General features: G+C 66.7%; 16 protein-coding genes. 6 read left to right on the forward strand and 10 right to left on the reverse strand.

Annotation, left to right across the window (positions count from 1 at the left end; all coding sequences use genetic code 11):
- Positions 1-57: 57 nt before the first annotated feature.
- Complete coding sequence (gene nadB, locus F0185_RS20475) at positions 58-1674, reverse strand: L-aspartate oxidase (RefSeq protein ID WP_166893375.1); 1617 nt, start codon at positions 1672-1674, stop codon at positions 58-60.
- Positions 1675-1857: 183 nt separating this feature from the next.
- Here nadB and F0185_RS20480 point away from each other — a divergent pair, with 183 nt between their 5' ends.
- Both F0185_RS20480 and prsR read left to right on the forward strand, forming a co-directional pair.
- On the forward strand, positions 1858-3249 hold the full coding sequence (locus F0185_RS20480; RefSeq protein ID WP_167227558.1) for a TIGR03013 family XrtA/PEP-CTERM system glycosyltransferase: 1392 nt from the start codon (positions 1858-1860) through the stop codon (positions 3247-3249).
- 31 nt (positions 3250-3280) lie between these two features.
- On the forward strand, positions 3281-4636 hold the full coding sequence (gene prsR, locus F0185_RS20485) for a PEP-CTERM-box response regulator transcription factor (RefSeq protein WP_167227560.1): 1356 nt from the start codon (positions 3281-3283) through the stop codon (positions 4634-4636).
- 15 nt (positions 4637-4651) lie between these two features.
- Here the strand turns inward: prsR and F0185_RS20490 are convergent, their stop codons facing one another.
- Both F0185_RS20490 and F0185_RS20495 read right to left on the reverse strand, forming a co-directional pair.
- Positions 4652-5335 carry a hydrolase 1, exosortase A system-associated gene (locus F0185_RS20490; RefSeq protein ID WP_167227562.1) on the reverse strand — a complete coding sequence of 228 codons (684 nt, stop codon included), beginning with the start codon at positions 5333-5335 and terminating at the stop codon, positions 4652-4654.
- Entirely contained in the window at positions 5335-6192 is an 858-nt protein-coding gene (locus F0185_RS20495) for a hydrolase 2, exosortase A system-associated (RefSeq protein WP_167227564.1), read from the reverse strand. The genes F0185_RS20490 and F0185_RS20495 overlap by 1 nt, the downstream gene beginning before the upstream one ends.
- Positions 6193-6449: 257 nt before the next feature.
- Here F0185_RS20495 and F0185_RS20500 point away from each other — a divergent pair, with 257 nt between their 5' ends.
- Positions 6450-8021, forward strand: a complete 1572-nt coding sequence (locus F0185_RS20500; protein WP_167227566.1) for an acyl-CoA ligase (AMP-forming), exosortase A system-associated — start codon at positions 6450-6452, stop codon at positions 8019-8021.
- Between the two features lie 25 nt (positions 8022-8046).
- On the opposite strand, the gene F0185_RS20505 is transcribed toward F0185_RS20500, so the two are convergent.
- Positions 8047-8940, reverse strand: a complete 894-nt coding sequence (locus F0185_RS20505; protein WP_167227567.1) for a polysaccharide deacetylase family protein — start codon at positions 8938-8940, stop codon at positions 8047-8049.
- Positions 8941-9121: 181 nt separating this feature from the next.
- On the opposite strand from F0185_RS20505, the gene F0185_RS20510 reads away from it, so the two are divergent.
- The gene (locus F0185_RS20510) at positions 9122-10195 is read left to right on the forward strand and encodes a glycosyltransferase (protein ID WP_167227569.1); all 1074 of its coding nucleotides are present in this window, start codon (positions 9122-9124) and stop codon (positions 10193-10195) included.
- A 26-nt stretch (positions 10196-10221) separates the two neighbouring features.
- Here the strand turns inward: F0185_RS20510 and F0185_RS20515 are convergent, their stop codons facing one another.
- The 5 genes from F0185_RS20515 to F0185_RS20535 all read right to left on the reverse strand — a co-directional run bounded on the left by F0185_RS20515 (position 10222) and on the right by F0185_RS20535 (position 15375).
- The gene (locus tag F0185_RS20515; RefSeq protein WP_167227571.1) at positions 10222-11406 is read right to left on the reverse strand and encodes a TIGR03088 family PEP-CTERM/XrtA system glycosyltransferase; all 1185 of its coding nucleotides are present in this window, start codon (positions 11404-11406) and stop codon (positions 10222-10224) included.
- Positions 11407-11579: 173 nt separating this feature from the next.
- Positions 11580-12374 (reverse strand): XrtA-associated tyrosine autokinase, encoded by a 795-nt coding sequence (locus tag F0185_RS20520; protein ID WP_370664042.1) that lies wholly within the window; start codon positions 12372-12374, stop codon positions 11580-11582.
- Between the two features lie 17 nt (positions 12375-12391).
- The gene (locus tag F0185_RS20525) at positions 12392-13921 is read right to left on the reverse strand and encodes an XrtA system polysaccharide chain length determinant (RefSeq protein ID WP_167227572.1); all 1530 of its coding nucleotides are present in this window, start codon (positions 13919-13921) and stop codon (positions 12392-12394) included.
- 354 nt (positions 13922-14275) lie between these two features.
- Complete coding sequence (locus tag F0185_RS34475; protein WP_223164543.1) at positions 14276-15196, reverse strand: EDSAP-1 family PEP-CTERM protein; 921 nt, start codon at positions 15194-15196, stop codon at positions 14276-14278.
- Positions 15193-15375, reverse strand: a complete 183-nt coding sequence (locus tag F0185_RS20535) for a hypothetical protein (RefSeq protein ID WP_167227574.1) — start codon at positions 15373-15375, stop codon at positions 15193-15195. The genes F0185_RS34475 and F0185_RS20535 overlap by 4 nt, the downstream gene beginning before the upstream one ends.
- Positions 15376-15500: 125 nt before the next feature.
- On the opposite strand from F0185_RS20535, the gene F0185_RS20540 reads away from it, so the two are divergent.
- On the forward strand, positions 15501-16241 hold the full coding sequence (locus F0185_RS20540) for an N-acyl amino acid synthase FeeM domain-containing protein (RefSeq protein WP_167227575.1): 741 nt from the start codon (positions 15501-15503) through the stop codon (positions 16239-16241).
- 12 nt (positions 16242-16253) lie between these two features.
- Entirely contained in the window at positions 16254-17924 is a 1671-nt protein-coding gene (locus F0185_RS20545) for an FAD-binding oxidoreductase (RefSeq protein ID WP_167227577.1), read from the forward strand.
- Between the two features lie 273 nt (positions 17925-18197).
- Here the strand turns inward: F0185_RS20545 and prsT are convergent, their stop codons facing one another.
- The gene (gene prsT / locus F0185_RS20550; RefSeq protein ID WP_167227579.1) at positions 18198-20981 is read right to left on the reverse strand and encodes an XrtA/PEP-CTERM system TPR-repeat protein PrsT; all 2784 of its coding nucleotides are present in this window, start codon (positions 20979-20981) and stop codon (positions 18198-18200) included.
- Between the last annotated feature and the right edge of the window lies 1 nt (position 20982).

Genomic DNA, 20982 nt, shown 5'->3' on the forward strand with positions numbered 1-20982 from the left:
TCGACGAGCCATCGAAAACTCACCGTAACTTGGATTCCCGCCTGCGCGGGAACGACGTTAACGGCGTGGAGGGGTGAGCACGCTCGGCAAGGCCTTCGGCAAGGTGTTCGGATAATCGCGGCTGAAATGCAGGCCACGACTCTCGCGCCTTGTCAGCGCGCTGTTGACGATCAGCGAGGCCACATCGACCAGGTTGCGCAGTTCCAGCAAATCGTGCGTGATGCGGAAGTTGCGGTAGTACTCGTCGATTTCTTCCTTGAGCAGCGCAATGCGGTGCTGGGCGCGTTCCAGGCGTTTGGTGGTGCGCACGATGCCGACGTAATTCCACATGAAGCGGCGCAGTTCGTCCCAGTTATGGGCGATCACGACTTCCTCGTCGGCGTTGGTGACGCGGCTTTCATCCCAGGCCGGCAGGTCGCGCGTTTCGCCTTTTGGCATGGCGGCGATTTCGTGCGCGCAGGCGCGGCCGACCACCAGGCATTCGAGCAGCGAATTGCTGGCCAGGCGGTTGGCGCCGTGCAGCCCGGTGCAGGCGGTTTCGCCGACCGCGTACAGGCCCGGTACGTCGGTGCGCCCGGCCAGGTCGGTGACGATGCCGCCGCAGGTGAAGTGAACCGCGGGCACCACCGGAATCGGTTCCTTGGTGATGTCGATGCCCAGCTCCAGGCAGCGCGCGTAAATGGTCGGGAAGTGCTCCTTGAGGAATTCCGGCGACTGGTGGCTGATATCGAGATTGACGTAATCGAGGCCGCGCTTTTTCATCTCGAAGTCGATGGCGCGCGCCACTACGTCGCGCGGGGCCAGTTCGCCACGCTCGTCATACATCGGCATGAAGCGCGTGCCGGCGGCGGCGCCCGCTTCCGGCGGCAGCTTGAGCAGGCCGCCTTCGCCGCGGATCGCTTCGGTGATCAGGAAGGACTTGGCGTACGGGTGATACAGGCAGGTCGGGTGGAACTGGATGAATTCCATGTTCGAGACGCGGCAGCCGGCGCGCCAGGCCATGGCGATGCCGTCGCCGGTCGCGGTGTCGGGGTTGGTCGTATACAAATACACCTTGCCGGCGCCGCCGGTGGCCAGCACCGTGTGCTCGGCTTCGAAGGTCAGCACCTGGCCGGTTTTTTCATCCTGCACGTACAGGCCGTAGCAATGCGGCTGGCCGGCGCTGGCGGCGGCCGGCTTCGGCCCTAGTTTATCGGAGGTGATCACGTCGATCGCGCAGTGCTGCTCGAACAGGCTGATATTCGGATGCGCGCGCACCTTTTGCTCGAGCGTGACCTGGACCGCGTGGCCGGTGGCGTCGGCCGCGTGAATGATGCGGCGCTGGCTGTGGCCACCTTCGCGGGTCAGGTGAAAGCCCATTTCGGCGGTCGCGTCGCGCGTGAACGGCACGCCCTGGTCGATCAGCCATTCGATCGCTTCGCGCCCGTGTTCGACGATGAAGCGGGTGGCCGCTTCGTCGCACAAGCCACCGCCGGCCACCAGGGTGTCGTCGATGTGCTGGGCGTGGCTGTCGCCCGAGTCGAGCACCGCGGCGATGCCGCCCTGGGCCCAGTTGCTGGCTCCGTCGAGCAGCGCCCGCTTGGAGATGATGGCCACGGTGCGCGTTTGCGCAAGATGCAGGGCAACCGACAGACCGGCCAGTCCGCTGCCGACAATAGCGACGTCAAATTTCATGTTGAGCGAGTAATAGGTATCGAAGCATCACTATAGTCTATTTGGCTGGACCGTGTCTGGCCTTCAAGAAATGCCCGGAAATGCTTGTTTCTAGTCAATACCTCTTGCGTGTCTGTAAGCGATTATTTACCACGCCGTGTCGTCTGGCATGGAGGCAACAAGCATCGCTGGCATGGGGGAAGCGTGATCCGCATTTTCAGTCACTATGTATCCAAAATGGCGTTCGTGCTGTTGTTGCTCGAACTGTTGATGTTGCTCGCCTCAGCCAGCGTGGCCTCGGTGCTGTGGTTTTCGGACCAGCATGGCAATTTCAGGGCCGACAACCTGTACCTGTCCTCGCTGACGTTCGCGCTGGTGATCATTTTCAGCATGAGCGCGCTCGGGATGTACCAGCATAGTTCGCGCGAGGGCATCCGCACCACCTTGATCCGCATCATGCCCTCGTTTGCATTGGGCTTCGGGCTGCTGTCCGCCCTGATCGCGGTGCGCCCGGAGTTCTACTTCGGGCGCGGCATCAGCAGTGTGATCTTCGCCATCGGCGCCACCGCCGTGGTGCTCACGCGCCTGGTGGTGTTCAAGTCGGCCGAATCGGCGCTGCTCGAAGCGCGCCTGATCTTTGTCGGCAGCGGCCCGCTGGCGCGCGAATGCATGGACCTGGCGCACAGCAAGATCGGCTTTCATCAGTTCAGCGTGGTCGGCTGCGTGCCGATCGCCGGCGAAGACAGTTGCGTGCCGGCCTCGCAGCTGCTGCCGGTGGGCGAGTCGCTGCTGTCGATGGCGCGCCGCTACGAAGCGCGCGAACTGGTGGTGACGGTGACTAACCGGCGCAGCAAGGAGTTCCCGGTGCGCGAGCTGCTGGCCTGCGCGCTCGGCGGCGTGCGCGTGACCGACGCGGCCACCTTTTTCGAGCGCGAAGCGTGCCAGATCCGGCTCGATTCGCTGCAGCCGAGCTACCTCATTTTCGGCGGCGGTTTCGACCAGAGCTTCTGGCGCGCCAGCGTCAAGCGCAGCTTCGACCTGGTCGCCAGCGGCTTGATCACCATGGTCTCGCTGCCGCTGATGCTGGTGGCCGCCGCCGCCATCGTGTTCGAGGACGGCGGGCCGGTGTTCTACCAGCAGGAGCGGGTCGGCAAGGATGGCGCGATCTTCAATGTGCTCAAGTTCCGCAGCATGCGCAAGAACGCCGAGGCCCCTGGCGTGCCTACCTGGGCCGCCGCCAACGATCCGCGCGTCACCCGGGTCGGCCATTACCTGCGCATGTTGCGCATCGACGAGCTGCCGCAAATGCTCAACGTCTTCAAGGGCGAGATGAGTTTCGTCGGCCCGCGCCCGGAACGCGCGTTCTTCGTCGACCAGCTGGCGCGCGATATCCCTTACTACAACGTACGCCACAGCATCAAGCCGGGCGTGACCGGCCTGGCCCAGGTGCGCTATCAGTACGGCGCCTCGGTCGAAGACGCGATCCAGAAACTGCAATACGACCTCTATTACGTCAAGAACAATAGCCTGTTCCTCGATCTGCTGATCCTGATCGATACGGTGCAGGTGGTTTTGCTGGGCAAGGGAAGCCGCTGAAGGCGACCCATCTCTTACAAGGAGCTGCATCATGGGCAAAAAGAAGCTGTTGGTAGTCGAGGATGACAAGGGCCTGCAAAAGCAGCTGCGCTGGAGCTTCGACGGCTACGATGTCTTGATCGCCGAGGACCGCGAGAGCGCCCTGGCGCAGTTGCGCCGGCACCGGCCCGCCGTGGTGACGCTCGACCTGGGCCTGCCGCCCGATCCGGACGGCGCCACCGAGGGCCTGGGCACCTTGCAGGCGCTGCTGGCCGAGGCGCCCGACACCAAGGTGATCGTCTTGTCGGGTAACCAGGAGCGCGTTCACGCGCTCAAGGCGATCGGCATGGGCGCCTACGACTTCCACCAGAAGCCGTTCGACCCCGACACCCTCAAGCTGGTGGTGGAGCGGGCCTACTACCTGCACGCGATGCAGGAAGAGAACCAGCGCATGCTGCAGATCGGGTCCGACTCGCCGCTGGCGCGCATCGTCACACGCGATCCGGGCATGTTGCGCCTGTGCCGCAGCGTCGAAAAACTGGCGCCGTCGTCGGCCACGGTGATGCTGCTGGGGGACTCAGGCAGCGGCAAGGAGCTGTTCGCGCGCGGCCTGCACGACCTGTCGGCGCGCCACGACAAGCGTTTTGTCGCGATCAACTGCGCCGCCATTCCGGCCGACCTGCTAGAGAGCGAATTGTTCGGCCACGAAAAGGGTGCGTTTACCGGGGCCGGCCAGCAAACCCTGGGCAAGATCGAGATGGCGCAGGGCGGCACGTTCTTTCTGGACGAAATCGGCGACATGGCGATGGCGCTGCAAGCGAAGCTGCTGCGCTTCGTGCAGGAACGCGTGATCGAGCGCATCGGCGGGCGCAGCGAAATCGCGATCGACGCGCGCATCGTCTGCGCCACCCACCAGGACTTGCCCAAACTGGTGCGCGAGGGCCGCTTTCGCGAGGATCTGTACTACCGCCTGAGCGAAGTGGTGCTGGCCATTCCGCCATTGCGCGAACGGGTCGGCGACGCAGTGCTGCTGGCGCACCATTTCAAGCACCAGGCCAGCCTGATGGAGCGGCGCAGCGTGCCGGCGTTTACCGAAGATGCGGTGCTGGCGATCGAGCAGTATGGCTGGCCGGGTAACGTGCGCGAGCTGGAAAACTGCATCCGGCGCGCGGTGATCATGGCCGAAGGGCCGCAGATCGGCGCGCGCGACCTGGGCCTGGGCGGCGTGCCGCAGCCGGACGCGCCGGTCAACCTGCGCCAGGTGCGCGACGCCGCCGAATACAAGGTGATGGTCACCGCGCTGGCGCGCACCAACGGGTCGATCGTCAAGGCGGCCGAGCTGCTCGGCGTGAGCCGCCCGACCCTGTACGACCTGATGCACCATCACGGCATCAGGATCTCGCCGTGACGTTCCCCATCCGTATCACCACGACGCGATCCAGTTCGCGCTGATCTCCGCCACTTCGTCACGCCACGCACGGCTGGCGAAGGTGCGGCCGGCGCCGGCGATGGTGACGCACTTGCAGCGCAGCTCGTGGCGCGCGACCAGGGCCGGCAACTGCTGCGCGGCCGGGTCGGCGCCGCCGAGGATCACCAGCGCCGCGCCGTCGAAGCCAACCAGTCCCGCCAGCACGCGCTGCGCCAGCGCGCCCGGCCCGGCTTCGGCTTCGGCTTCGGCTTCGCCCGCGCGCGGCGCCAGCCGGGGATTGAGCAGCACCACGCCCGAGACGCGCTGGTCGGCCTGGGCGTAGCGCAGGGCGGCCATGGCGGCGTCGCCCAAGCCCCACAGCACCAGTTCGCGCATCTCGGGCACCTGGGCGAAGAAGGCGCGGGCGGCGGCATGCATGTCCTCGCCCACGGCGTCGAGGGAGCGCGCCTCGCCCTCGCTGTCGCCCATGCCGCGATGGTCGAAGCGCAGCACCGGGATGCCGCGCCCGGCCAGCACCCGCGCCAGCAAGGTGAAATGGCGGTGATGGCCGATCCGGTATTGCGGGCCGCTGGTGACGACCAGCACGCCGCGCGAGAGCGGGCGTTCGGGCAGGTCGAGGATGCCGATCAGGGAACTGCCCTGGCAGGTGAACTGCACGACGCGTTGTTCGGCAAACATTAGTCATCCCCCGTAAAGACTGCACTGGTGGCGGCCAGCAGGGCCGGGCACTCGGCGATGTCGTTGGGGCCCCAGAACGGCAGCCCCTCGAGCGCGTGGAAGTGCAGGGTGGTCCCGCGCGCGCTCCAGCGCCGCGCGATGCGCTCGGCGCTTGCGGCCAGGCGCGCCGGCGCCGGCGAGCCGCTGGCGAACCAGTGCACCTGGCAGGGCGGCAGCGGCAGCGCGGCGGCGTCGCAGGCGTCGATGGCGCACGCCAGCGGCGCGACCAGTTCGTAGCCGCCCACTTCGAGCATGCCGCGCGTGCCCAGCTCGGCGCGCAGTTGGCCGGTGGTGCCCAGCAGGGACGGATCGGCCAGGTCGGCGCTGCGCATGCGCGCGGCCAGGTCCTGGCGCAAAAACTGGTTGATGCAGGTGCGCCCGTTGAGGAAAGGCTGCCACAGGATGACGCCGTCGACCGCCATGGTGCAGGCCGCGTCCAGGGCCAGCAGGCCGCCCAGGCGCAAGCCCCACAGGTGCATCGGGCCGCCGCCGGCGCGCTCGCTCAGCCAGGCGCCCGCGATGGCCAGGTCGCGCTTCCAGATGTCCCAGCGCGCCAGGCTGAGGTCGCCGCAACTGTCGCCGCAGCCGAACAGGTCGATCTGCAGCACCGCGTAGCCGGCCGCCGCGAACCGGCGCGCTTGCAAGGTGGCCATGCGGCGCGCCTTGTTCAGTTCGTCCGCGAAGGGATGCACGTACAGGATCGCCCCGCGCGCGCGTACCTGGGGCGCGGGCGCGTGATACAGGCTCAAACGCGTGCCGGGATCGACATCGAAAAAAAACGGATACACGCGCGGTAGCGGCAACAGGGGCGCATTCATGGTGTTCGGATCTCCTGTACGGTCCCCGGCAGCCGGTCGGGACCCAGTATTTCGGGCGCGCTGCGGTTGAAATGGTCGGTTCCCTCGCCCCGGTCGTGTCCGCGGAACCGGTTTCATTAAACACCCCGCAAATTGCGCGCCTCTTGAGCGCGCACAAGCTCAAGAGTGCCATGCGCTTGTTTGACCCGCGTCAAGGACAGCGTGGCCGTTTTTCTCAATCATTGATTCCATTGAGAAACAATTTATGAGGAAACTATATGGCCCAGCTTGTACACGAACTGATCACCGAGGCCGCGCGCCGCACGCCGCAGGCGCTGGCCTTGCGCTATCTCGACAACAGCCTTGGCTATGCCCAGCTGGCGCGCTGTATCGACGTGGCGGCGCAGGGCTTGCTGGGCCTGGGACTGGCGCGCGGCGAACGGGTCGCCGTGTTTCTCGACAAATGCGAGGAGACGGTGCTGGCCCTGTTCGGCGCGGCCGCCGCCGGGCTGGTGTTCGTGCCGGTCAATCCCTTGCTGAAACCGGCCCAGGTCGGCCATCTGCTGCGCGACTGCGGCGCCCGCGTACTGCTCACCTCGCCGGGACGGCTGGCGGCGCTCGACCTGGAACTGGGCCAGTGCCCGGCGCTGCGCTGCGTGCTGCAGACCGGGCGCGAGGATGGCATGCTGCCCGGGCTGGGCGTGCTCGGCTGGGATGGCTGGATGCGGCGCGCCGCCGCCGCGCCCGTGCTCCCCGCGCACCGGCGCATCGAGACCGACATCGCGGCGCTGCTGTACACCTCGGGCGAGAGCGGCGCGCCCAAGGGCGTGGTGATGTCGCACCGCAACCTTGTGGCGGGCGCGGCCAGTGCGGCCGCCGAGCTCGGGCACACGGCGCAAGACCGCATCCTGGCGCTTTTACCGCTCAGCCTGGCGTACGGCCTGAGCCAGCTGACCAGCGCGTTCGCGGCCGGCGCCGCCGTGGTGCTGATGAATCCGCTGTTGACGCGCGATATACCCGAGCTGGTGGCGTGCGAACGCATCACCGGCCTGGCCGCGCTGCCGCCCTTGTGGATCCAGCTGGCCGACTTGCACTGGAGCGCGCCGTGCAGCCTGCGTTACCTGACCAGTTCGGGCGGGGTGCTGCCGCGCGCGACCCTGGACGCGCTGCGCCGGGGCCTGCCGCAGGCGCGCCTGTACCAGATGTTCGGGATGACCGAGGCGTTCCGCTCGACTTGCCTGGGGCCGGAGCAGCTCGCGCTGCGCCCGGATTCGATCGGCAAGGCCATTCCGAACGCCGAAGTGCTGGTGCTGCGGCCCGACGGCCAGCCGTGCGCACCGGGCGAGCCGGGCGAGCTGGTGCACCGCGGCCCGCTGGTGGCGCTCGGCTACTGGAACGACGCGGCGCGCACGGCCGAGCGCTTCCGCCCGCTGCCGTCCCGCGACGGGCTGCCGCTGGCGGAGCTGGCGTTGTGGTCGGGCGACACGGTGCGCATCGATGAGGAGGGGTTCTTGTACTTTATCGGGCGCAGCGACGAAACCATCAAGACCGGCGGCTACCGGGTCAGCCCGAGCGAGATCGAGGAAGTCCTGTACGCGACCGGGATGGTGGAGGAAGCGGCGGCGCTGGGGCTGGATCATCCGGTACTGGGACAGTCGATCGCGCTGGCGGTCACGGCGCGCTCGGGATGCCTGCTGGACCCGGCGGCGGTGCTGGCCGCCTGCCGCGCAAAATTGCCTTTCTACATGATGCCGCTGCTGGCGCAAGTGCGCGCGGCGGCCTTGCCGCGCAGTCCCGACGGCGCCTTCGACCGGCGCCTGCTGGCCGCGCAGATGGCGGGCGCGGCCTGATTGGCGGGTAGCGCCGGCGCGCGCTTTATGCGCGCGTAAACAGATTGCCGGCCATGCGCAGCAGAAAACCGCCACTGCCCTGCTCGCAGGGTGTGAAGCGCGGCAGGGCGAACAGGTCGCTGCCGCTGCGCGCCGCGCCGCGCGCGCTGCCGACGGCGGCCTCGAAGCCCTGGGCGCGCAGCATCAAGCCGTGGCGCTGCTCGAAATCCTCGCCCGGCTTGCCGCTCGGGTAGGCGAACAGCTTCACGCGCGCCCGGATCAGCTCTTCGATGCGGCGCTGGCCCTCGGCGATTTCGGCGCGCGCGGCGGCGTTCGACAGGCTCGAGAGCACCGTGTGATGCAAGGGATGGGCGCCGATGTCCATGCCGGCGCGGTGCAGGGCCAGCAACTGGTCGGAACTCATCATGGTCGGGGTCGGGCGGCGCGCCATCGACAGGGTGCGCGCCAGGCGTTCGGCCGGCGGCAGCAGGCGCAGCGCGGCCAGCAGCATCTCGATCACGGCGCGGCGCCGCACCGGGCAGCCGATGTCGTAGCTGGCAAAGCCGCTGCGCCCGAGGTTGAGGCGCTCGCCCGGCGCGTTGCGCACCACTTCGGTAACGATGTCGCTCCAGGTGCAGCCGCCGTCGAGGTAGCCGGCGGCGACAAAAAACGTGGCCGGCACGCCATAGCGCTGCAACAGGGGCAGGGCGACCGAGGCGTGCTCGGCGTAGCCATTGTCGAAGGTCAGGCAGGCGGCGCGCGCCGGCAAGGTGCCTTCGGCCAGGTGGGTGACGGCGCGCGAGAGCGGCATCAGGCGGAACCAGCGGCGCAACAGGCGCAACTGCTGCTCGAAGCGGCGCGCGTGCAGGCACTCGGGAAACAAGGGGTCGGGCGTGGCCAGCACGCGCTGGTAAATGAGAATCGAAAGCGGAACGCGCATGGGATTTTCTTCGGTGAAACTACTTGACTTGCCTCAATGATGCGCCTGTGCCCGTCGGTACACTGAAACTCTTAAGTTGAGGCAATACTAAATCAGCGCGGGTGGCCACTTGTTGAGTATTCTCATGCCGCCCGCCTTGCTGGTCCCTGGCGACCGGCCCGTGTTGACAATGGAGGCGTGCATGCGTATCGGAATTTTGTCTTATCCCATGTTGTTCGAACGCGAAGACGGCGTCCAGCAGCAGGTCCGCGAAACCATCCGTGCGCTGGTGCGGCTGGGCGCGCAGGAGGGGTCCGGGATCGCGGTGGAACTGGTCAATCCCTACGCCAGCCGACTTGAGCAGTTCGACCTGATCCACGTGTTCTCGGCCACTCACGGCAACCAGCGCCTGGTGGAAGCGGCCGTGGAGCAAGGCGTGCCGGTGGTGCTGACCCCGCTGATCGCGCCGGGCTGGAACCGCGCCAGCGGCACCAGCGCGCGCGCCGCCGACCATCGGCTGGGCAACCTGACCTCGTGGAATGTGCAGTCCGGTTACGCGCAGACCCGGCGCGCCTTGCAGCAGGCCAGCCTGATCGTGGCGCTCGGCGAAGCCGAGAAGCAAGCCATCGGCGCCGGTTTCCTGATCGACAGCGAGCGGGTGCGGGTGCTGCCGAACGGCGTCAACCCGGCCTTGCTGGCGGCCGATGGCGAGCTGTTTCGCAAACGCACCGGCATGCTCGGGCCGTTTGCGCTGATGGCCGGCCCGATTTCGCCCTACCAGAACCAGCTGGCGATGGCGCAGGCCATGGCGGCGCTGTCGCTGCCGCTGGTGCTGGTGGGCGAGGCCGGCGAACGCGACCAGGACTATCTGCGCGCGCTGCGCACGGTGCGCGGCCTGACGTGCCTGGGCGCGCTGCGCCAGGATGAAGCGATGCTGGCCAGTACCTACGCGGCGGCGGCGCTGTGCATCGCGCCGGGCGACGGCCAGGGAACGGCGCTGGCGCTGCGCGAGGCGCTGGCGGCCGGCTGCCCGATGCTGATCGCGCGCGACTCGCCCTTGAGCCTGGCCGGGGCCGGGTTCGCGCTGGCGCGGGTGGACTGGAACGATACCGACGCCCAGCAGCGCGCGGTGCTGCGCCTGCTGGTGTCGCCGCCGCCGCGCGAACAGGTGCGCGCGCTGGTGCGCGGCGACAGCTGGGAGCGGGTGGCGCGGCAACTGGCGGCCTGTTACGCGCAACTGCACGAGGCGCGCCAGGGCGCGCTGGCCTGCCCGTGACGCCTGCTACATGAACATGACGCCTGCTACGAGTGCGCGGCCGGCCCAGGGCAACCGCCGTCCGGGTGCGCCAGCGCATCGTACACGCGCAGATAGCCGCGCGCCATTTCGGGCAGGCTGTGCCTGGCGATGACCTGGCCGCGCGCGCGCATGCCGTGGCGCGCCGCCATGTCCGGAATGCGGCAGTAGTCGGCGATGGCGGCGGCCATCAGGTCGGGCGCACGGGGCGGCACCAGGATGCCGGTAAAACCGGGATGCACCAGCACCGGATTGCCGCCGACGGCGGTGGCCACCACCGGCAGCCCGGTCGCCATGGCTTCGAGGATGGTGTTGGAACTGCCTTCGGCCAGCGACGGCAGCACGAACAGGTCCATGGCGCGCAGCAGCTGGGCGATGTCGGTGCGCTCGCCCGGCAGCCAGGCGCGGTGGGCGGCGCCGGCGCGCGTGAGGGTGTCGAGGCAGGCGGCGCGTTGCGGGCCGTCGCCCACGATCAGGAGGCGCATGCGCTGGTGGGCTGGATGGGGCGAGGCGATCAGGCGCAGGAAGGCTTCGACCAGGGTGGCGTAATCCTTGATTTCCTCCATGCGCCCGACGCTGCCGATGACGAAGGCGTTATCCTGCATGAAGCCGGCCGGACCGATCGCCGCCGGCGGGCCGAGGCGCGGGTGGAACTGGATGCTGTCGACCCCGTTGGAAATCTGCGACACTTTTTCGGGCTCGGCGCCGACGCTGTCGATCAGCCAATGCTCGAGGTCGGCGCTGACGGCGATGAAGTGGCCGATCAGCGGACGCAGCAGGCGGCGCAGCAGCTTGTATTTCAGGCGTTTGCCGTACAGGTCGCTCATATCGCGGCCATGCTCGCCGTGCACGCGCAGCTTGACGCCGGCGAGGGCGGCCACCAGCTGGCCTTCGATGCCGCACAGGTTGCGCGTGTGGATCAAGTCCGGCTGCAGCGCGCGCAGGGCGCGGAACAGGCGCAGGTAATGGCCCCAGTCCTTGCCTTCGCGCTTGTTCAGGCTGATAATCTCGACGCCGCGCTGCTTGATGTGCGCGTGGTACTCCGAATAATCCTTGAGGCAGACGATGGCATGCCGATAGCGTTCGGGCGGCATGTGCTTGATCAGGTTGATCAGGCCGTTTTCGAGGCCGCCGATGTCGAGCTGGTGGATCAGATGCACCACGAGGCGCGGCGGTTCAAGGGAAGTAGTCATGGTCGACTCCAAAGGTTAATCGGGCGAACGGGAACAAACAGGATGGCGCGGATAGCGCCGCCCTCAACTACACATCGGTGTCAGGTCTGACATTCGGACACGAACTCAACTGCATCGCTGCCGAGCCCGTGTCCGAATGTCAGACCTGACACCAGCTTGTTGTTTGGCATCGGCTAGTCGTAGTAGCCGTGGTAGTCGCCGCCGTTGAAGGCGCGCGCCTTGTTGCAGATCAGGTCGACGTGGGCACAGTTGTCGAGCCGCAGCAGCGCTTCCTTGACTTCGCGCTGGGTCGTCGTCTCGGACTCGACCACCATCACCACCTGGCCCATCTGCGCCGCCAGCACCGCCGCTTCGGTGGTCAGCAGCAAGGGCGGCGAGTCGAAAATCACGATCCGGTCCGGGTAGCGGTTGGCAATTTCCGAGAGCAGCTTGCTCATCGCGTGGCTGGCCAGCAGTTCGGTGGCGTGCTTGTTGTTGCGCCCCGCCGGCAATAGGCTCAGGGTCGGGATATTGGTCTTGAGGATCACGTCCGACAGGCTCAGGTCGCCATTGAGCAAGATATCCATCAGCCCCAGTCCCGGCGCCAGGCCGAGCGTGCGCAGCACCGAGGGACGCGCGACGTCGGCGTCGACCAGCAGCACGGTGTGGTCTTTTTCCATGGCGATGCTCATCGCCAGGTTGATCGCACAGTAGGTCTTGCCTTCGCCCGGCAGGGCGCTGGTGACGACGATCAGGTTGCCGTGCCGGACCCCGCCGGACACCGCCGCGCGCGCATTGCGCAGCAGCGGGCGCTTGATGATGCGAAAATCTTCAGCCACGCTGGTGCGCCCGCCGTCATGGGTCACCATGCCCATCTGCTGCAGGCGCGCCAGGTTGATGTCGACTTCGCGCAACTGCTCGGCGTTGTGGGCGCCGGCGGGCGCGTCGGGGCCGTGCGGCGCAGCGGCCGGAATAGGGGAACTGTCCACGTTGTACTCCCTGGGGCTTAGCCCGTGAGAAATCCGGATGCCATGATCGCGCCGTACAGGCCGAGCAAGGCGGTGAAGGCCGCGCCGAGCAGGTATTGCCCCCGGCGCAGCTTGGTGCGTTCGGCATCGTTCCAGGTCATCGATACCGTACCGAGCACGTTCAGTCCGGTGATCTCGCGCAGCGCGCTGGGGCTCACAAACGTCGGACGGACCTGGCTGATCAGGAGCGCCGCGCCCATCCCGGCGCACAGGGCGATCAAGAGCACGCCGGTGTGGAACAGGCGCCGGTTGGGGCCGACCGGCGAGATCGGCATGGTGGGCGGATCGATGATGCGGAACGTCATCATCTCGGTCGAGGAGCTCAGGTCGCCCGAGAGCCTGGCCGACTCGCGCCGTGCGATCAGCTTTTCGTAGTTGTCCTTGTTGATTTCATAATCGCGGTTGAGCTGGGCCAGTTGCGATTCGACTTCCGGCACGGCATTGCTCTGTTCGCGCAGGCGCTCGTGGCGCACGCTGTATTCGTGCACCCGCACCCGCATCGCCGCCACCTTGGCGTCGGCCTCGGTCAGGGCCACCTTGAGCTGCTGCAGCATGGGGCTGTAAAAGCGGCCGGGGTCGCCATCGCGCTGGGCCAGCTTGCTTTCCTCGATCTTGCGCGCTTCGAGCTGGGCCAGCAGGCGGCGCGCGCTGACCACGTCCGGGTGCAGGTCGGTGTATTGCAGGCGCAAGGTGTCGAGGTTCTTGTTGATGGCGGCGATGCGGGCGTCGATGTCGGGATTGACGATGGCGCGCGGGCGCGGATCGGCCCCGGCCGGCAGCGGGTCGCCATTGATGCGCGCCTGGATCGCAATGCGCGCCTGCTCGGCTTCGAGCAGGTCGATGCGCGCGGTGCTGAGGGCATCGCTGGCGATGGCCAGTTGGGCGCTGTAATCGACGCCCTGGCGCGGCAGCAGCGCGCTGTTGCGCAGCTTGAATTCCTTGACCGTGTTTTCGGCCGCCACCAGGCGCTGCTCGTAGTTTTTGATCTGGTCGTCGATGAAACGGATGGCGTGCTGGGAATCGGCCTTCTTGCCCTTGAAGCTGCCTTCCAAAAAGATGGTCAGCAAGGCTTGCACCACGTCGCGCACCTGCTTGGGATTGTCGCCGCCGTAGGTGATCGAATAGATATCGTTGGTGGTGGTGCCGGAAATTTTCAGGCGCGTGGCCAGTTCGTCGATTTGGTGTTCGCGCTGGCGCGGCGTGGTGGCGTCCACATCGAGGTCGACCATGCGCAACACGCGCTCCAGGTTCGGTCGGCTGAGCAGGGTGCGGCTCATGATCGATACTTGTTGCTGCACGTTCGGCATGCTGGTCATGCTGGCCATGAGCGGCTTGAGGATGCTCTGGGTATCGACAAACACGCGGGCAGAGCTCTGGTAGTCGTTCGGCAGGCGCAGCACCACCACCCAGCCCAGCGATGCCACGACCCACATGGTGCCGATGGCGAGCCAGCGATATTTCCAGATGCCTCTTACATGCAGCAGCAACTGGCTGATGAAGTCCTCCATATCGTGTGGGTCTCCGTAAGTCGGGCGGCGATGGGAAGCGACACTGCCAGCTTCACTACTCGTTCGATTATATGTCCGTGGAAACTGTAAGTTTCCGCTGATCACGGGCGCGTTGATTCGCGTCAAGCGTAAAAAGAGCATGCGCCCGCAGCCTGTCCCTGCCAAAAAAATTGCCCGGTCAGGCGCGCTCCTGACCGGAAAAATGCCGGCTGACAGCGAGCCGTGCATCAGGGCCCGGCGGGGCGGTCCGACACCCGCATCCCCAGCCGGCGCCGACCGCGCAGCACCGGCTGCGGGCCCTGGAATGGCCGCAAACAGCGTGGCCACCTTGTTCTTCTTGTCTGCATGGCCGTCCTATTTGCGACGCCGCGCCATCAGCGACATTCCCAGCAGGCCGAGGCCGAAGAGCGCCAGGCTGCCCGGTTCCGGCACCGCCGTCTTCTGCATGGCGTTGGCAAACGTGCCCTGGTTGATGGTCAACATATACGTATCGTTGGCGTTGAGCTGGAGCGACTTGGCCGAAAAGTTCAGCCAGCCCGGGTCGAAGGTGGAAGTGCCAAAGGCCTGGCCATTGCGGCTTGACAAGCTCTCGCCGTTGAGTTTGCCGGGCGAGTAGTCGAGCATGAGTTGGCCGGTTTCCACATTCTTGATATTCACGCTCCATGCCAGGCGGGCGATGGCGTTGGTCCCGCTCCCGCTGCCGTTGCTGGCATAGGCCTGCGTCATCGGCCTGGCGTCGAAGGAGATGGACATGGTCTCGCTCGTGCCGAGAGTGAATTTGAATAAGGCCAAGGTACCGACGTCGGACTCGCCGCCGGCCTTGCCGTCGCTGCCCAGGGAAGCGTCGGCGCGCGTGTCGACCCGGGCCCCGGCCTGTTGCGAACCGATGGTCATGGCGCTGCCGGTCATGTTCTGGTCGGCATAGCCGAAGGTACCGGGCAGGCTTGGCAGTGCTGAAAAGTGGGCAAAGTCGTTTTCGGCGCGCGGAGCCGTCGGCAGGCCGACGAACTGGTGCGCCACGTCTGGCGTGCTGCCGTCGAGCGTAGCGGTGGAGCTCACGCCGTTGAGAGACGCGGTGGCGCGGGCGCTGACGCTGTCGACGAGCGTGGTGAAATCTGTCGATTTGAAGGCGTCACCGCTGGAATGAAGCAGGCGGAAATTGTCGATCAGGAGGACGGACTGGGCGAATGCATCGGCGCGCGCGCCGTTCATTGCGGCCAGGCAGAGACCGGCAATCGCCGCATGTTTCATCAGGGATGTCGGGACTAGTTTCATAATTGACTCTCCGGTGGGATCAGGTGGGGAAGCGTCGACAGCTTGCGGCGCCGCCGTGCCAACCATCTATGCAGCAAGCGTGCCAGCTCACCTTTTCCTTTGTTATCAATGAGTTGTTGAATATGGCTGAGCAGTTTCTCGTATTTCCCGGCGGGATGGAAAATTTCCCGACTGTCCATGTTTGTTGCAGAACAATGTCTCGGCGCACAGCGTGAACTTCCTTACTGATGGCCCTGTCTGACCTACACAACTTTGCGCGCGGACCGGCAGGCGGACCGTGCGATCACGTGGAAGGAAGAGAGCCATGTTTCAAGACGATCTACCGATTGCAACCTTCGAGATGCCGGCGGGCTTACGCGCGCCGGAACCGAGCGAGGCGCCGCCGGCGGCGCCCGATACCGGGCAACAGCTACAGGTTTTCCATATCCGCCTGGCCAATTCGGCCGGACGGCGCGAGGCTGCCAGCCTCCTGATCCGGAAGATGTACGGCTGGCGCGGCTATGCCTTCGAGCCCAGCCTGCAGCACGATCCGAACAAGGTGACGCTGTATGCCGAGACCGGTGGAGTACTGGTCGGCACCATGAGCCTGTGCCTCGACAGCGCATTCGGGCTGCCGGCCGATGACAATTTTCGCGACAAGCTCGATGCGCTGCGCAGCCAGGGCCGGCGCTTGTGCGAGCCGTCGCGCCTGGCGATCGACAAGGGCGTTACCAAGCGCGTCTTCGCCGCGCTGATCCATATTTCGTATTTGTATTCGCACAAGCTGCACGGATTCAGCGATTACGTGATCGAAGTCAATCCCCGCCACGTGATGTTCTATAAGCGCATGCTCGGTTTCAGCGACTTCGGCGAAGAACGTCCGTGCAGCCGGGTCGGGGCCCCGGCGGTTTTGCTGCGCCTGCCGCTGGAAGAAATGGGAGTGCAGATCCGCAAATGGGGAGGGCTGATGGAGCAGCATGGCGACGAGCGCTCTTTCTACCCCTATTTTTTCCCGGTGTGGGACGAAGCGGGCATCACCGCGCGCCTGAACGGCGGGCATCACTGAGACGGGGGCGCGATGCACATTTTCGATGAGCAAAAATTCCGACAAACCGGGCCGGATGGGGCCACGGCCGGGCAGGACCGGGTGCTGGCGGCGCTGCGCGCGATCGTCGGAGCGGACCATGCGAGCGCCGAGCTCGACGCGCTCAGGCGCTACAGTTGCAGCACCGCCGCGCGCGCCACTACACCGCTGGCGGTGGTGGCGCCCGCCACCCAGGCCGAGGTGGTGGCCGTGGTGCGGCTGGGAGCGGAGCTGGGCTTGCCGCTGTATCCGCTCAGTACCGGGCGCAACTGGGGCTATGGCGACGCCTGCGCGGTGGGCGAGGCGCAACTGATCGTCGACCTGGGCCGGATGAACAGGATCGTCACCGTCGACGCCGAACTCGGCTACGCCGTGATCGAGCCGGGCGTGACCCAGCAGCAGTTGTCGGATTATTTACAGGCCGAAAAACTGGACTGGTGGATCGATTGCACCGGCGCCGGTCCCGATACCAGCTTCATGGGCAACATCCTGGAACGGGGTTTCGGTCACTCGCCGTACGGCAACCGGCTGCAGCACGTTTCCGGCATGCGCGTCGTGCTGGCCAGCGGCGCCGTGCTCGACACCGGCTTCGGCCACTATCCGGGCGCGCGCGCGACCCACCTGTTTCCCTACGGCGTGGGGCCGTTCATCGATGGCATGTTCACCCAGTCGAACTTCGGCATCGTCACGCGGATCGGCATCTGGCTGGTGCCCGCCGCCGCATGCGTGAACCATTTTCTGTGCACGGTGTCTGATCATGTGGATATCGCGGCGGTGGTCGATGCGCTGCGGCCGTTGCGCATGAACGGTACCTTGCGCAGCATTGTCCATATTGGCAATGACTTGCGCGTGATTTCCGGCGGGCGCGTGTTTCCGCGTTCGCTGGCGCCCGACCAATCCTGTTTGCCGCCGGCGGTGCGTGGCGCCATGCGCGAGGCGGCGGCGGTTGGCGCCTGGACCGTATCGGGCGCGCTGTATGGCAGCGCCGCGCAGGTGGCGGCGGCGCGCGCGGCGATCAAAAAGGCCTTGCGCGGCACGCGCGCGCAGACCGCGTTCTTGAGCGAGCGCAAGCTACGCTGGGGGGCCGTGTTTGCGCGTGTGCTGGGTTCGTCGCGGGCCGGACAGCGCCTGCGCGCGCAGCTTGGGCTGGGCGAAGCGCTGTTCGCGATGAACCGGGGCAAGCCGAACGGGCGCTTTCTCGCGGGCGCCTACTGGCGACGGCGCGCGGCCTTGCCGGCCGGCTTTCCGCTGCGGGCCGATCCGGCGCAGGACAACTGCGGCATGTTGTGGATCTCGCCGGTGCTGCCGATGCGCGGCGCCGACGTGCTGGAGTTGCATGCGCTGGTCGAACCGCTGTTCGCCGCGCACGGTTTCGATTTGTTTGTGACATTTAGCATGATCAACGAACGCGCGCTGGGTGCGGTGCTGACAATTGCCTATGACAAGGAGGATGCGGATGAAGTGATACGTGCAAAAAAGTGCTATCAGGCGGTCTTCGACAGCGTGATGAACGCTGGCTATATTCCTTATCGGGTGGGCAATCAGTCGATGGCGCAACTCGATCCGCATGGCGATGTGTATTGGGAGACAGTGGCCCGGATCAAGAAGGCGCTCGACCCGGCCGGGATCATCGCGCCGGGACGTTACGAGCCGGGAAGGACGTAAGGCTTGTGGCGCCGCCGGTCAGCAGATGCCGGCGGCGTGGCACGGCGGCACTGCAATGCGGCGTCGTGCGACGTCGTGCGACAGCGGTCGACGGCGGGGCGTGGTGTGCCGGCACTGCCGCGCGGCGGCGTGCGTTGGCGGTCGACGCGCATCCCTGGGCGTCCCGGCGTGGCTGTTGCAGGCGGGCCTGCCAGCCGTAGCGGACGGGCCAGGTTCCGGGCCGGTTCGCTTACCGACGGCACCGGCCTGCAAGGTATGCAGCAAGGCGCCGCACTACAAGGTGCGCAGTAGGGCGGCGGCCTCTTCATGATGGGCGGAGCGTTGCGGCTGCGCGAGCAGGCGTTCGAGCTCGCGGCGCGCGGCCCGTTTGTCGCCCGAGCGCGCCAGCGCCGTGCCCAGGTGGAAGTGGATATTGCCCGCCGCCGGTGCCAAGGCATTGGCTTTGCGCAGGAGGGGCACGGCGCGCGCCAGGTTGCCGCGCTCGACGTCAATCCAGCCGAGCGTGTCGAGCACGGCCGGATTGCCGGGCGCCAGCGCATGCGCGCGCTCGGCGAACGCTTGTGCGCGCGCATCGCCGCTCTGCTGGCAGGCCCACGCGATGTCGTTGAGCGCGATGATGTTGTCCGGATCGGCCTTGAGGATGGCTTCCAGTTGTCCGATGGCGCCCTTGTGATCGTTCGCGACCAGCTTGCTGCTGGCGTAGTAAAGGCGCGCCGGCACGTCGGCCGGATGCTCCTTGAACCACTGGACCATGCGCGCATCGGCCTCCGCCGCGCGGCCGAGCTTGTTCAGGGCGCCGTGCATCTGGATCAGCAAGGCGCCGTCGGCCTTGCGGGCGAAGGCGCGCTCCCATGCGGCGAGCGCGGCCGCGTACTGTGCCTGGGCGGCATGCACGTCACCTTCAAGTTTGTGTCCGTTTGCGGAATCCGGTTTGCGTTGCTGCGCGTCGAGCGCAACGGCGCGCGCGTCGGAAAATTTTTGTTGCCTGAGCAGGAGGTTGATCAAGGTGATCTGCGCGTCGAACGAGGTCGGTTCGATGGCAAGCGACTGGCGCAGCAGCGCGAGCGCGGCACTGTCGTCTTTCTTCTCCACGTGCAAGTTAGCCATTCGTAACAGGGGCACGGGTGAGGTTGGAACCAGGGCCGCCAGGCGCCCGTAGGCTTCGATGGCCGCAGTCAGGTCGTTGTTGAGCACGTATATCCGGGCGAGCGTCTCGGCAGCTTGCGGGTTGGCGGGATTGGCGCTCTGGAGCGTGCGCGCAAGCCGCAGGGCTTTGTCCTTGCTGCCGGCGCGGGCGTACATGTCGGCAAGGCGCAGCGCCAGCGGCACGGCCTCGGGCTCGATGTTGCGCGCGCGCTCCAGCCACGCGACGGCGTCGCCAGGCTTTCCTTCACGTTGCGCGAGGCCGGCCAGCGCTTCGAGCAGGGCGCCGTTGCGCGGCGCTTTTTGCAGCGCCGCTTCATAGCGCTTGCGGGCGTCGGCCGGCTTGCCTTCGATCAGATCGAGCTGGGCCAGATTCGCCAGCGCGGGCAGGTACAGCGGTTCGAGCGCCAGCGCTTTGTCGAAACTAGCGCGTGCCAGGCCAGCGTCGCGCTGCGCCAGGTAAATGCCGCCCTTCAAGTTCTGGACCAGGGGATTGTCACCGCGCCGCTCCATGTCCAGGATGGTGGCGAGCGCCTTGTCGGTGTTGTTGGCCCGCAGATGGGTCATCACCAGCAGTACGCCGGTGCTGGGCGCGCCGCCGTCGAGCGCGGCAGCGCGCTCCAGTTCGGCCGCCGCACGCCCGGTGTCGCCGCTGCCCAGGCGACTTAATGCCAGCGAGGTGTGCAGCGAGGTGGCTTTCGGATCGAGCGCGAGGGCCTGTTCGAAGAAGCCGGTGGCGGGTCCGAACTTGTGGGCGCGCAGGCTCGCTTCGCCGGCCAGGGTCAGCAGTTCGACATCGGCGGGGTATTTCTCGAGCAAGGGCGTCAGCAGGTCGAGCGCTGCCTGGGGGGCATTCGCGCGCACGTGCAAGGCACTCATCAGTTTGGTGGCGTACACATCGCCCGGATAGGCGGTGAGAAATTTCAGCAAAAGTCCCTCGGCCTGTCCGGTCGCCCCCAGGCCCGATTGCACCGCGCCGGCGAGCAAGATGGCGGGATAGTAGTCGGGCGCAACGCGCAGCACTTGTTGCAGCGATGCCAGGGAGGCATTCAGCTTGTGCTCGCGGAAGTCGGCCATGGCCTCGGCGTACACCACCGGCAGCGAAGCGCCGGCCAGTTTGCGCGCGGCGGCGATCGATTGACGCGCCGGACCGAATTGGCCGGCGTCGAGGTGCAGGTTTGCCACATCCAGCAACGCTTGGACGTTATAGGGTTGCAAGGCGAGGATGCGCTGGTGCGCGGCCAGCGCCTCTGCCGGCTTGCCGGCTGCGCGCTGCAAATCGGCATGAAAACGCAGGCAATCGACGTTGTCCGGATGGGCGGCCAGTGCGCGCTTGATCAGCGTGGCTGCCTCGGCGTCTTGCTTGCCTGCCAGTGCCATGCGCGCCATGCCGAGCAGGGCGTCGGGCAAGTCCGGTTGCATGCTGAGCGCTTGCGCAAACAGCGCGCCGGCCTGGGCGCTGTCGCCGTTGCCGAGCAGGGCGTTCGCGCGCAAGGCCAGGAGGGCGGGAGGCTCGGCCGGCGCGGCGGTGGGTCCGATCTCGGCCAGCAGGCGTTCATGCTGGCCCTGCATTAACATGGCCCGGCCCAGCAGGAGTTGCAGAGCGTGCGCGTTTGCGCCCAGTTCGCGTGCGCGCCGCAATTCCTTCTCGGCCGAGGGCGCATCGCCTTGCTCCAGATACACCTCGCCGAGCAAAAGGCGGGCATTCCGGTCGGCGCCATTTTTTTGGATCGCATTTTTCAGCACGATCACTGCTGCCCGTAAGTCGCCCTTGGTGCGATGTTGCCTGGCCTCGGCCACCAGGGCTGCGGGGTCGCTCGGCTTGCATCCGCCGAGCACGGCTGCCAACAGAAGGGCAAAGGCGATGGCGATGGCGGCAAGCGGACGCGGCCAGCGGGAAATGGAATGGGACATG

Origin of the sequence: Massilia rubra (genome assembly GCF_011682065.1) — a bacterium.
Taxonomy (GTDB): Bacteria; Pseudomonadota; Gammaproteobacteria; order Burkholderiales; family Burkholderiaceae_D; genus Telluria_A; species Telluria_A rubra.

Excerpts from the sequence above, each read along its gene's own strand:
- nadB (WP_166893375.1), bottom strand. The coding sequence starts at position 1,674 with ATGAAATTTGACGTCGCTATTGTCGGCAGCGGACTGGCCGGTCTGTCG.
- prsR (WP_167227560.1), top strand. The coding sequence starts at position 3,281 with ATGGGCAAAAAGAAGCTGTTGGTAGTCGAGGATGACAAGGGCCTGCAA.
- F0185_RS20490 (WP_167227562.1), bottom strand. The coding sequence starts at position 5,335 with ATGTTTGCCGAACAACGCGTCGTGCAGTTCACCTGCCAGGGCAGTTCC.
- F0185_RS20495 (WP_167227564.1), bottom strand. The coding sequence starts at position 6,192 with ATGAATGCGCCCCTGTTGCCGCTACCGCGCGTGTATCCGTTTTTTTTC.
- F0185_RS20500 (WP_167227566.1), top strand. The coding sequence starts at position 6,450 with ATGGCCCAGCTTGTACACGAACTGATCACCGAGGCCGCGCGCCGCACG.
- F0185_RS20505 (WP_167227567.1), bottom strand. The coding sequence starts at position 8,940 with ATGCGCGTTCCGCTTTCGATTCTCATTTACCAGCGCGTGCTGGCCACG.
- F0185_RS20510 (WP_167227569.1), top strand. The coding sequence starts at position 9,122 with ATGCGTATCGGAATTTTGTCTTATCCCATGTTGTTCGAACGCGAAGAC.
- F0185_RS20515 (WP_167227571.1), bottom strand. The coding sequence starts at position 11,406 with ATGACTACTTCCCTTGAACCGCCGCGCCTCGTGGTGCATCTGATCCAC.
- F0185_RS20525 (WP_167227572.1), bottom strand. The coding sequence starts at position 13,921 with ATGGAGGACTTCATCAGCCAGTTGCTGCTGCATGTAAGAGGCATCTGG.
- F0185_RS34475 (WP_223164543.1), bottom strand. The coding sequence starts at position 15,196 with ATGAAACTAGTCCCGACATCCCTGATGAAACATGCGGCGATTGCCGGT.
- F0185_RS20535 (WP_167227574.1), bottom strand. The coding sequence starts at position 15,375 with ATGGACAGTCGGGAAATTTTCCATCCCGCCGGGAAATACGAGAAACTG.
- F0185_RS20540 (WP_167227575.1), top strand. The coding sequence starts at position 15,501 with ATGTTTCAAGACGATCTACCGATTGCAACCTTCGAGATGCCGGCGGGC.
- F0185_RS20545 (WP_167227577.1), top strand. The coding sequence starts at position 16,254 with ATGCACATTTTCGATGAGCAAAAATTCCGACAAACCGGGCCGGATGGG.
- prsT (WP_167227579.1), bottom strand. The coding sequence starts at position 20,981 with ATGTCCCATTCCATTTCCCGCTGGCCGCGTCCGCTTGCCGCCATCGCC.